This is a genomic window from Pseudoalteromonas sp. ECSMB14103, assembly GCF_000813065.1.
GTDB classification, from domain to species: Bacteria; Pseudomonadota; Gammaproteobacteria; order Enterobacterales; family Alteromonadaceae; genus Pseudoalteromonas; species Pseudoalteromonas marina.
This window is the reverse complement of record NZ_JWGY01000010.1, coordinates 118,472-130,514: the sequence shown is the minus strand read 5'-3', so window position 1 is coordinate 130,514 and position 12,043 is coordinate 118,472. Positions and strand designations below refer to the sequence as shown.

The window sequence follows — 12,043 nt, the reverse complement described above, 5'->3', positions numbered from 1 at the left end:
CTCAGTGGGGTCGCATTATAGGGAGATCCGAAAACAGATCAACCCTTTTTTAAAGAAAACTTGAAAAAACGTGTCGTTCGCGCATATTTTCATCGAAACGGTTACTTTAAACACTAAAAAGGCCCACAAGGGCCTTTTTACTCAATGAACGATAAGCTTCCAACCAAGTTTACTTTGCTGTTTAGACTCTTGTTGTAGTTCACTTGCCATTAATGGATGTTCTTTTAACCAGTTACTTTCGAATGTTAATGTTAAAACTTCATTCTTAGCGGTTAATTCAAAATTTGGCAGAACATCGTCCTGTCGTCTCATCGACAAAATAACGGACACTCGAAGTAACCTTACAATGTACTGCGCAAGAAGGTTGTTTGCACCTAACGCATTAAAGCTGTCTTTTGGTATATCAGAACGATGTGCATCGGCTACTGCCACAATTAACCTGTGCTCTGATTGCGAAAAACCAGGCATGTCGGTATTTTCTAGAATATACGCTGTATGCTTATGATACTGCTTATACTCTATCAGTAAGCCGATTTCATGTAACTGCGCAACTGCTTTTAGCAGAGGTAAGCCATTTAAGTGATTAATTGGCCAATCTTCATTGATGCTTTGTGCGAGCTCAATTGCCAAACTAGAGACTCGTGATGCTTGTTTTTGGTCAACATGGTATCGACTCATAAACCCATCAACTGTTCGCTTTCTTATATCGCTATTATGAAACTCTGGCACCATGCTATATAAAACACCTTCACGAAGTGCGCCGCCTGCCAGTCCCATTTTTTCAATTTCTAACGATTCAAACAAAGCAATTAAAATAGCAAGGCCTGATACAAATACCAATCGACGATCTTCGCTTAAACCTGGAAGCTCTAACGCTGCAATGGATTTAAATGCAATTGATTGCTCTTTTATTGAATTAAGCTTTTCTAAAGTAAGAAGGTCATCAAGGTTTTGTGCCACCATAATTTCTTGAATTGCTTGTACTGTACCTGATGCGCCTGATGCTATTTGCCATCCTGCGGCTTTGTATTCAGGAGCTATATTATCAATAACAGTTCGAGCAGCCTTTATAGCGGTATTGAAATTGCTATGTGTTAATAAGCAATCTTTAAAGTAACGCTCAAGGTAAGTAACACACCCCATGTTGAGGCTCTTGTATAAAAGTGCATCAAACTCTTTACCAATCACTACTTCAGTGCTTGCACCACCAATGTCAATAACAAGCTGTTTGCCAGTACATGCAGAAGTATGCGCTACACCTTTGTATATGGTACGCGCTTCTAATTCACCACTGATAACATTGATTTTATGGCCAAGAATTTTTTCAGCATGCGCTTTAAATACTTCAGCATTGGTTGCTAAGCGTAATGTAGCCGTAGCTACTATTGTAATATTTTGATTTGGAATATCTTGTAAACGCTCAGCAAAAAGCGCGAGGCATTCCCAGCCTCGTTGCATAGCCTCGGTGCTTAATATGTTATCTTTATCAAGCCCTGCGGCTAACCTGACCTTGCGTTTTACGCGACCAATAGTTTGTAAACCGCCAGCCACTGATTTGGCAATTAGCATATGAAAGCTATTTGATCCCAAATCAATAACTGCGTATACATTTTTTTGCGGTATAAGTTGCCCCACCGTTCAAAAACCTCTAGTTACTACTACTTATACAAACGGTCTATTACGACCGTCCTTTTTGGTAACTATTATTTGGTCGACGTCCGTTATTGTTACTACGATTACGAGGACCATTTGAATAGTTGCGCTTTCTTTGAATAATAGGCTTAGTTAAATCGTCTAACAAAGCGGCTTTATCGTAATGCGATAAAGGAATGCTATGCTCTATGTATTCTTCAATTTCATGTAGGTTGTATGCATATTGTTCACACGCAAAACTTATTGCATGTCCTGATGCACCTGCACGACCTGTTCGACCAATACGATGAACATAATCCTCACAGTCGTCTGGTAAGTCAAAGTTAAATACATGACTTACTTCTGGGATATGCAACCCACGCGCTGCAACATCAGTTGCAACTAAAAAGTCTAATTCGCCTTTGCTAAATTGCGCTAAAATGCTTTGACGTTTTTTCTGGTTTACATCACCCGTTAGCATACCAACACGATGACCATCAGCTTTTAACCACGCATACACGGTTTCACAGCTGTGCTTAGTGTTTGCAAACACAATGGCTTTATCAGGCCACTCTTCTTCAATTAACGTTAATAAAAGCTTAATTTTATCTTCTTGTGAAGGGTGAAATAGCTCTTCTTTTATGCGTTTACCGGTTTTTACGTCTGGCTCAATTTGTACATGCTCTGGGTTGGTCATGTGTTCAAAAGCAAGTTCTTGCACGCGGTACGATAAAGTCGCAGAAAATAATAAGTTTAATCGCTTTGACGTATCTGGCATACGATCAAACATGTAACGTATATCTTTTATGAAGCCTAAATCGAACATACGATCAGCTTCATCAAGCACGACAACCTCAATTTCATTAAGGGTGTAACAGCCTTGCTTGTACAAATCGATTAAACGACCTGTGGTGCCAATTAAAATATCTACGCCTTTTTCTAATTGTGCACGTTGTTTTTCGTAATCTTCGCCACCATATACTAAACCTAAGTTAAGATTACAGTGTGGCGCTAAAATTTTTGCATCTTTGTGTATCTGAATCGCAAGCTCCCGAGTAGGGGCCATGATCAGGGCTCTTGGATGTTTACTAGGTGCTTTGCTAGATTGTAATAACCGATGGCACGTAGCAGTTAAAAATGCCAACGTTTTGCCTGTACCTGTTTGTGCTTGGCCCGCAATATCGCGTCCATCACAAATAAAAGGTAGGCATTTTGCTTGAATAGGTGTGCAATATTCAAACCCATTCTCGGTTAGACCGGCAACCACTTCCGGTGCGATAGCAAAGTCTGAAAACTTTTTATCGGTTAAATGTGTCTTAGTCATAGCGTTTAAGCATAACGTTTAAACTTGCAATAAGAAACAAGAGTGTTTAAATACGCACTAAATATTTCGCCTAACTAAATCGGAGAGCGCAATGAGCGAGAAAATAATCCAAATTACTGACGATAGCTTTGAAGCTGACGTATTACAATCAGACAAGCCTGTACTAGTAGACTTCTGGGCTGAATGGTGCGGACCTTGTAAAATGATCGCCCCTATCCTTAATGAAGTTGCTGATGAATACGACGGCCGTGTTGCTGTTGCTAAACTTAATATTGACCAAAATGCGGGCACTCCGCCTAAGTTTGGTATTCGCGGCATCCCTACTTTGCTTCTTTTTAAAGATGGCCAAGTTGCTGCAACTAAAGTTGGTGCACTTTCAAAAACACAGCTTATCGAGTTTTTAGATAACAACATCTAATAGACTAGAACTAAAAAAAGGGCTTTTTGCCCTTTTTTTGAATTTATTTTGTATAAACACTGGACGCTATGCCAGTGAACTGCTAGTTTATAAAGCCAACTAATCCTTAGTTATATTCAACCAACCTCACTCAACGATCAAAGCGACTTTGAGTATGACAATTGTAATAAAGAACCCACCAATATGCATTTACGCGAATTAAAAGACAAGTCTATAAAAGAACTTGTAAACTTAGCTGAGTCCATGGGGCTCGAAAACGTAGCCCGCTTAAGAAAGCAAGATATTATTTTTACCATATTAAAATCCCATGCCAAAGGCGGAGAAAATATCTTCGGCGGTGGTGTACTTGAGATTTTGCAAGATGGTTTTGGCTTTTTAAGATCATCAGAAGCTTCTTACTTAGCTGGCCCAGATGACATTTATGTATCACCGAGCCAAATTCGCCGCTTCAGTATGCGTACTGGCGACTCAATTTCAGGCCTTATTCGTCCACCAAAAGATGGTGAACGTTACTTTGCATTACTTAAAGTAAACGAAGTTAACTTTGATAAACCTGAAAATTCTCGCACCAAAATTCTTTTTGAAAACTTAACGCCACTACATGCAAACGAACGTTTCCGCATGGAACGTGGTAACGGTAGTAAAGAAGATATCACTGCTCGTGTACTTGATTTAGCATCACCAATTGGCCGTGGCCAACGTGGTTTATTAGTAGCACCGCCAAAAGCGGGTAAAACAATGCTACTGCAAAACATTGCACAATCAATTACGCATAATCATCCTGATGTAACGTTAATGGTTTTACTAATTGACGAACGTCCTGAGGAAGTAACTGAAATGCAACGCCTTGTTAAAGGTGAAGTTATTGCATCAACGTTTGATGAGCCTGCATCTCGTCACGTACAAGTTGCCGAAATGGTTATCGAAAAAGCAAAACGTTTAGTTGAGCATAAAAAAGACGTTGTTATTTTACTTGATTCAATCACGCGTTTAGCACGTGCTTACAACACCGTTATTCCTTCATCAGGTAAAGTACTTACCGGTGGTGTTGACGCTAATGCACTACACAAACCTAAGCGTTTCTTCGGTGCAGCACGTAACGTTGAAGAAGGTGGTAGCTTAACAATTATAGCCACTGCACTTATCGATACTGGTTCTAAAATGGATGAAGTTATCTACGAAGAATTTAAAGGTACTGGTAACATGGAATTACATCTAAACCGCAAAATTGCGGAAAGACGTGTATTCCCAGCTATCGACTTTAACCGCTCTGGTACTCGCCGTGAAGAACTACTTACTAAGCCAGATGAGCTGCAAAAGCTATGGATTTTACGTAAAATCGTTCATGAAATGTCAGAGATTGACGCCATGGAATTTTTAATCGATAAACTATCAATGAGTAAAACCAATGATGAGTTTTTTGATTCGATGAAACGCCAATAAACGCATTTAAGTAATACAAAAAAAGCGCCCTGGGCGCTTTTTTTATATTTGTTATAATGTGTACTTACGTTTCATTGTATTTGTGTAATACAGCCTGGAGCTCTGACACAAGCTGATTAATATATTTCATATCTTTTTCGCCTTTTTGCAATAAGGCGCTGTCTAAATTTTTCGCAGCTGAAGCTATTTCCTCTAAGGCGAACATTTGTGCTGCACCTAATATTCGGTGGCTATCTTTTTGCAAAGCGTCAAAGTCTTCACTTAGAAAATGCTGTGTAATATTTTCGCTTTCTAAACCAAAACTTTGTTTAAAACTTATTACTAAATCACTGATATCTATCTCACTTGGTACATTAGGTTCGTCCGAATGAACTTGGTCTAAATTTTCTGACAAGGTTTTATAAAATAAGTCTTTATCCAATGGCTTTGCAAGGTAACCGTCAAACCCTAATGTAAGATAGTCGTCAATTTCGTGACTCATTGCGTTTGCAGTGAGCGCAAAAATTGGCCGTTGAAAACCACATTTTTTCAATAGCTCAAAGGCCGCTCGTCCATCCATTATAGGCATTTGAATGTCGAGTAATACAAGATCTGGGTAGTCTTGTAAGCAACGCTCTACAGCTTGCTCACCGTTTTCTACCGCAATTACATCAAGCCCTAGTGAACGCAAGTAACGGCTAATAAACCTACGGTTATCTGCATGATCCTCTGCAAACAGGACAGTACCGCTTAGTTGCACTTTATTTTGCTCTATTTGCCCAATATCGCTTTGATCACTAGAAACTTGCGCACAAGGTAAAAAGAACGAAAATTGACTTCCTTTTTTATATTCACTTTGCACGCTAATATACCCGCCCATCATAGAAGCGAGCTGCTGTGATAAACTAAGCCCCAGACCTGTACCACCGAAACGTCGGCTAATACTGTTATCTGCTTGGCTAAAGTATTCAAAAATGAGCTTTAATTGCGATGAGTTCATACCTATACCGGTATCTTTAACAATCAGTACAATACCCTGCTCTGTTTTATTTAATGCAATTAATACCTGCCCTGATTGGGTAAACTTAATAGCATTGGCACACAAATTAATGAGAATTTGTTTTACTCGCATTATATCAAGGCGGGTGTAAAACTCATCGCCCACCTTATTTTCAAGCACAAGCCTGAGATTTTTTGCTTTTGCCTGAGGGTTAAACATTGCATGCACATCATTTACCAGTTGGACCATGTCAAAACAAGAAACATTAAGTTCTAACCTATTCGCTTCTATTTTACTTAAATCAAGTACATCGTTGATCAAGCTTTTTAAATGGTTACTGTGCCGCTGAATAATAGCTAACTCATCTTTTAGCTGTTCAGGCTCGTATAAACCATTCATTAAATCGTCTGTTTGTCCGAGAATCGCCGTTAATGGTGTTCTTATTTCATGGCTAACATTAGCCAAAAATTGACTTTTAACATCATTAGCTGCTCTTAACTCTTGTGCAACACCTTGAAGCTCTGCTGTGCGTTGCGCCACTTGCTCCGCTAAATATTGTTTTGCCCGTTTTTCTGCGCCGCGTCGGTATAAAGCAACCCCTGTCACTATGACTAAAAATAACAGTACAAAAATAAACACCGTTAACTGCGAACGCTGATGCATTTTTAGTTCTTGTAATTTACGGTCTTGTTTCAGCTCTTTAATTTCTTGATTCAATTGTGTGGCTTTAAATTGTTTTTCTAGCACGGCTAGGGCTTTAACAATAGAGTCGCTTCTTAATTTACGTAATTCGTTATTGTACTTTTCATGCAACTGCATTGCATTTTCGTAGTTTCCCCTGCTCGCTTCAATCAAAGCGTGGGTGCCAAGTCCATCTCGCATTATGCGATCATTACTATGCTCTTCAAGTAATTCAAAAACGCGTTCAATATTCGTTTTTGCCTCATCTAACATTCCCCTTACAAGCTGGACTTTTGCGAGAGTTTGCAGTGCAGTGAGCTCTAAGTTTTTATTATCAATTTTAAGTGAGTACTCTATCGCTAATTGCGCTTGTTCATACGCTAGTTCTACTTTATTAAGAATGATATTGACGTTTGCAAGGTTAGTGTACTGAGTAGCTAACTTATTGACATTATTGACAGATAGGTAATAACGGGTTGCTAATTGGTAGTAATGCATCGCTAAATCTAGCTGATTACTTTCAAAATAAACCACCCCCATATTGTTATGCACCAAAGCAATACCCAAATTATCATCTAACTTACGAAAAATTTTTAACACATCTTGATAAATACTCATGGCATTTTCATAACGAGATAAGCGTATATAAACGCCTGCTATATTAAGTAAAATATCGCTTTTATCTTGTTCACTGCCTACTTTTTCGTAAATTTCTTTTGCTTTTAAATAATAATCAAGCGTTGCTACCAATTTATGCATATTAAAATAAACCAAACCTATATTATTCAATAAATTTGCTTGCTCTAATGGTTGGTTATTAATTTTTGCAATATCAAGTGCACGGGTATATTGAGTAATTGCTTGTTTAAACAAGCCTTGATAAAAAAGTGCAACACCTTGCATTTTAATCGCACGAAAGTGCTCGCTAGGAAGAAGTGATCCAGAAGTTTCTTGCTCTAATAATTTAAAGTAATTAAAAGCATCGCTAAAGTGGCCGCTCGACAGCGCAGTATCGGCAAGGCCTGCATATATTACAGCACGACTTTGAGCTGTAATACGTTGGTTATTAAGTAAGGCGTTACCTAATTCAAGCTTTGCATCCCATTGTTGTTGTTGTTTAAACTCTTCTAATAATGGTTCTGATTGTTGAGCATAACTTGGCAAATAGAACAAACTGCATACAATGAATAAGAGGCACTTGAGCTTGCCATGCATAATTTTAATCCTTCAAATTGTTACGTGTAACAATGTAATCTGTACTGAAGATACACTAAATACTAGGACCTAAACAATGCTTAACCCACTGATTGACCGAATATTTGACTTAATATTAACCCAAAAAGTGTGGCAAGTTCATATCCTAGCAGCTGAGCTTATTAATTGTGGCGCAATTAAGCCACTTGATAAAAACCCTGAACGTGATTTATTTAAGCGTAATTTTTTAATTATGAATGCATTGTATCAACTACAGGAACAACTTCACCCTAAAAGTCTCTTAATATCAACACTTCATATAGAACTCATTGAAACAAGCATAGAAAGCCCTGCAACGGTTAAATCAAACTTAAAAGATTATTATTTAGACTGGGGGAATTACGAAGCAAGCGAAGAGCAAATTAATGAGCTACTCACAAGTTTTTGGCAAAAGTTTAAGAGGGTAAATAGCGCGCCAGCTTTAGCAGAAGATCACTTTGACACACTTTTGGCAAAGTGGCAGCTAACAAATGATTTTTCACTTAAAGAATTACAAAAACGTTGGCGACAGCTTGCACTGGCGAACCACCCAGACAAACCTACTGGCTGCGAGAATGCATTTAAGCAAATAAAAGTAGAGTACGAGCAGCTTAAACCGGCTGCTCGCTCATAAATTGATTAACGCGTTAGGCGACGGGCACGAATTTTACGCCCTTTTATATTACCTTCGGTTAATTTACGAAGTGCCGGTTTAGACGCATTACGTTCAACAGCTACAAATGCGACGTTATCAAGAACATTAATTTTACCTACTTGACGCCCAGCAATACCGTCTTTACCCGTTAACGCACCTAAAATATCACCAGCACGCACTTTTTGCTTTTTACCTGAATCTATCATCAGAGTGACCATGTCTGGTTTGTACGGTGGTTTGTCCAACAAATTATATGAAGGCATTGGCTCTGGCTCAAAGTCGCGCTCATAGTGATCACCAATTTGCGCTACTTTAAATTGCTCTGCATCACCATAAATTGAGCAAGCAATTCCTTTTTTACCCGCGCGGCCTGTTCGCCCAACTCGGTGAACGTGCGTTTGCGGGTCATGCGCTAAATGGTAGTTGATTACCATGTCCATATCGTCAATATCTAAACCACGTGCGGCAACGTCTGTCGCGACTAAAATAGACGCACTTTTATTAGCAAAATGAATCAGAGTGCGCTCACGGTCACGTTGTTCTAAATCACCATGCAATGCCACGGCGCTGAAACCTTCATCGGCTAAATCATCGCACACTTGCTGCGTTTCTACCTTGGTGTTACAAAACACAACACAACTTTGTGGTGTAAATTTAAGTAATAGTAACTTAAGTGTTGGATAGCGCTGTTTATTGTTATCCATTTTGTAGAAGTATTGTTTTATTGTGCTTTTTTCTTGCTCTTCTTCTACTTTAATCATTTCTGGGTTACTAAGTACACGCTTTGCTATCGCTTCGATTGCGCGTGGAAAAGTAGCACTAAACAAAAGCGTTTGGCGGTTTTGTGGAATACATTCAATAATCGCATCAAGGGTATCTTGAAAGCCCATATCAAGCATTTGATCGGCTTCGTCTAGTACTAATGTTTCTACATCGTCTAACCGTAAAGTCCCTTTGCGAATATGGTCATCTACACGCCCTGGTGTACCAACAATGATGTGTGCACCGTGTTCAAGCGACCCAATTTGCGGCCCAATTGATACACCACCACATAGCGTTAATATTTTAATATTATGGATACCACGCGCAAGCTTACGCATTTCAACAGCCACTTGTTCAGCAAGTTCACGTGTTGGACATAAAACTAGCGATTGAATTCTAAAACGTTTTACGTTTAATTTAGCAAGCACACCTAAACTAAACGCAGCCGTTTTACCTGAGCCGGTTTTTGCCTGAGCAATGATGTCTTTACCTTCAAGTACAGGTGGCAAACTTTGCGCCTGTACAGGTGTCATGTGGGCGTAGCCAAGCGTCGATAAATTATCAACAAGTCCAGCTGGTAAAGCCAAAGATGAAAAAGCAGTTGAAGTCACAGTAAATTCCATAGCAGTAAAAATAACGCAGGATAAAGTCCCACTAAATATGCCGCTAATAATAGCAGAATTCGTTATTGGCAACCATTAGCAAACACATTATAAAACATTGTTAATAAAAACACATTGCAAATGATATTTATTTTCATTAAGATTGCGCTTCACTTTTTATTTAAATAATGAGCTGGAAGCATCAAATGAAACTGAGTTCACTTTACATCGCACTATTAGCAACAATAACAACAAACACATATGCAAACTCTACCGACCTTGAACATATTGAAGTCAAAGGAAGTTTCTTTAATGACTACAAAGTAGATAACGCAAATGGTGCAATGAGAACATCAACTTCATTACTCGACACTGCTCAATCAGTGACTGTAATTAGCGATATTATTATTAACGAACAACTTGCGACAACACTAGGTGAAGTACTTTCAAACGATGCAAGCTTAACGGCTGGTTCTAAACAACGTAACCGTGAAGTATTTAACTTACGTGGTTTTGAACTTAGCTCATCAACGGGTTACTTACGCGATGGTCATCAGCACTGGTCGCACTATCAACAACCCATTGAAATTTTACAGCAAGTAGAAGTTATTAAAGGTCCATCGAGCATTTTATATGGTCAATCAGGCCCTGGCGGACTAGTTAATATGGTCACTAAAAAGCCAACAGCACAAACTTTGTTCAATGCCAGTGCAGATGTAGATCAACACGGTTCAACGCGGTTTATGCTTGATGCTAGCGGAGCATTAACGGATGCAGAAGATTTACGTGCACGCGGTATTTTAGTTAAGCAAGATGTTGATTACTGGCGCGAATACCAAAATGGTGAAAACCGCGAACGTGACCGCTTTTTAGGTGCATTTATTGTTGATTACGACATTAGTGACAATGCCTTAGTACGTGTGCATTACGACCGCACAGACGACGAAGCAGGTTTAGACACCGGTGCATGGATAGACGACAACGCTAACGTTATTGGCGACGATAAAACTATTCGCGATATGTCTTGGGCGTTTACCGACATAACGGTAGAAAATGCGGGCATAGATTTTAAAGTGTTTTTAAACGATAACTGGCAAGTAAAGCTTGGTTATAACGAACAAACATTTGAGCGCCAACGTTTTGAGTCAGCGCCACGTAAGCCGGGTAATTTTGTTGAAGGCGACAGCTATGAGTCTCGCCCTTACGACCGATTCGACGACTGGCAATTTAAAACAGCATTTATCGACTTCATTGGTGAATTTGAAACAGCCGGTGTTCATCATCAATTATTAATTGGTGCTAACTCGCTTGATTATTATTATGGCCAGCGTCGCACCTCAGCTGATTCATTTAATTTTATAGCAGGCCAAGCAGAACCAAATCGTCCAACTGTCAGTTACAAAACTGACGACACTATTAGCGAAACAGAATACGACTATTACGGTATTTATGTGCAAGACTTAATCACATTTTCGCCACAATGGCAGCTATCGCTTGGTGGTCGCTACGATAAGCAAACACGTGAAGATGCAAATAATGAATCGTTTGTGCCAAAAGTAGGTGTTCTGTATCACCCTAATGCATCAGCTACCGTATACGCGAGTTACTCTGAAGGCTTTGAGCCTCAAGGAAGCGATACTCTTGTAAACGAAGACGATATAAATAATGGTATGAAGCTTGACGCCGTTACCTCTGAGCAAAAAGAAATTGGCGTTAAATGGCAATTGTTTGATGATCGTTTAATGCTAAGCGGTGCACTTTTCGATATAAGTAAAAATGGCACACTAGTTACAGAAACACTTGATATACCAGTGGGTGATTTAATCTCTGAAACAAACCAAATTGGTGAACAGCGCCACAAAGGCGTTGAACTAACAGCGCAAGGTGCGGCAACTGATCGTTTATTCGTAATGGCATCGACTATGTATTTAGATGCAAATTACGAGCGTGACGAAGATTTAGAAGGCAAGCGCCCTACTGATGCGCCTAAATGGTCTGCATCTCTTTGGACTCGTTACGAATTAAACGACGCGATTGCATTTAATGCGGGTGCATTTTACGAAGGTGAGCGCTTTGCAGATAGTGCCAACACGATTACTAAAGATGCCTACACACGCGTAGATGTAGGTGCAACTTACAAACTTAAAGTAAGCAAAACCGATGTTAACTTACGCCTAAACATAGAAAACTTATTTGATGAAGATTATCTAGCCGGTGGCGGAACAAATAACGTAACAATAGGTGAAGGTACTAACGTAAGACTAGCTGCCCAGTTTAGCTTTTAATTAAGCGCTTTAATTACCAGCCCGCGCTT

The 12,043-nt window shown here is 39.3% G+C and carries 8 protein-coding genes; 4 read left to right on the top strand and 4 right to left on the bottom strand.

Annotation, left to right across the window (positions count from 1 at the left end; translation table 11 throughout):
* Positions 1 to 141 precede the first annotated feature (141 nt).
* Positions 142 to 1,635, bottom strand: a complete 1,494-nt coding sequence (gene gppA, locus RF53_RS15570; RefSeq protein ID WP_039038222.1) for a guanosine-5'-triphosphate,3'-diphosphate diphosphatase — start codon at positions 1,633 to 1,635, stop codon at positions 142 to 144.
* A 43-nt stretch (positions 1,636 to 1,678) separates the two neighbouring features.
* A complete protein-coding gene (gene rhlB / locus RF53_RS15565) occupies positions 1,679 to 2,956 on the bottom strand; it encodes an ATP-dependent RNA helicase RhlB (protein WP_006792443.1) in 1,278 nt (425 codons plus the stop codon).
* 91 nt (positions 2,957 to 3,047) lie between these two features.
* Here rhlB and trxA point away from each other — a divergent pair, with 91 nt between their 5' ends.
* Positions 3,048 to 3,374, top strand: coding sequence for a thioredoxin TrxA (gene trxA / locus RF53_RS15560; protein WP_006792444.1), 327 nt, complete (start codon positions 3,048 to 3,050; stop codon positions 3,372 to 3,374).
* 183 nt (positions 3,375 to 3,557) lie between these two features.
* Positions 3,558 to 4,817, top strand: a complete 1,260-nt coding sequence (gene rho, locus RF53_RS15555) for a transcription termination factor Rho (RefSeq protein ID WP_006792445.1) — start codon at positions 3,558 to 3,560, stop codon at positions 4,815 to 4,817.
* Positions 4,818 to 4,881: 64 nt separating this feature from the next.
* Here the strand turns inward: rho and RF53_RS15550 are convergent, their stop codons facing one another.
* Complete coding sequence (locus tag RF53_RS15550) at positions 4,882 to 7,692, bottom strand: tetratricopeptide repeat-containing hybrid sensor histidine kinase/response regulator (protein ID WP_039038221.1); 2,811 nt, start codon at positions 7,690 to 7,692, stop codon at positions 4,882 to 4,884.
* 76 nt (positions 7,693 to 7,768) lie between these two features.
* Here RF53_RS15550 and RF53_RS15545 point away from each other — a divergent pair, with 76 nt between their 5' ends.
* Positions 7,769 to 8,344 carry a DNA-J related domain-containing protein gene (locus RF53_RS15545; protein ID WP_039038220.1) on the top strand — a complete coding sequence of 192 codons (576 nt, stop codon included), beginning with the start codon at positions 7,769 to 7,771 and terminating at the stop codon, positions 8,342 to 8,344.
* 5 nt (positions 8,345 to 8,349) lie between these two features.
* Here RF53_RS15545 and dbpA read toward each other — a convergent pair whose 3' ends face one another.
* Positions 8,350 to 9,738 carry an ATP-dependent RNA helicase DbpA gene (gene dbpA / locus RF53_RS15540; protein ID WP_039038219.1) on the bottom strand — a complete coding sequence of 463 codons (1,389 nt, stop codon included), beginning with the start codon at positions 9,736 to 9,738 and terminating at the stop codon, positions 8,350 to 8,352.
* Positions 9,739 to 9,935: 197 nt separating this feature from the next.
* Here dbpA and RF53_RS15535 point away from each other — a divergent pair, with 197 nt between their 5' ends.
* On the top strand, positions 9,936 to 12,014 hold the full coding sequence (locus RF53_RS15535) for a TonB-dependent siderophore receptor (protein WP_039038218.1): 2,079 nt from the start codon (positions 9,936 to 9,938) through the stop codon (positions 12,012 to 12,014).
* The last annotated feature ends 29 nt before the right edge of the window (positions 12,015 to 12,043 follow it).

What these genes read in the sequence shown, in the direction of transcription:
- rhlB (WP_006792443.1), bottom strand. Translation starts at nt 2,956, where the DNA reads ATGACTAAGACACATTTAACCGATAAAAAGTTTTCAGACTTTGCTATC.
- trxA (WP_006792444.1), top strand. Translation starts at nt 3,048, where the DNA reads ATGAGCGAGAAAATAATCCAAATTACTGACGATAGCTTTGAAGCTGAC.
- rho (WP_006792445.1), top strand. Translation starts at nt 3,558, where the DNA reads ATGCATTTACGCGAATTAAAAGACAAGTCTATAAAAGAACTTGTAAAC.
- RF53_RS15550 (WP_039038221.1), bottom strand. Translation starts at nt 7,692, where the DNA reads ATGCATGGCAAGCTCAAGTGCCTCTTATTCATTGTATGCAGTTTGTTC.
- RF53_RS15545 (WP_039038220.1), top strand. Translation starts at nt 7,769, where the DNA reads ATGCTTAACCCACTGATTGACCGAATATTTGACTTAATATTAACCCAA.
- RF53_RS15535 (WP_039038218.1), top strand. Translation starts at nt 9,936, where the DNA reads ATGAAACTGAGTTCACTTTACATCGCACTATTAGCAACAATAACAACA.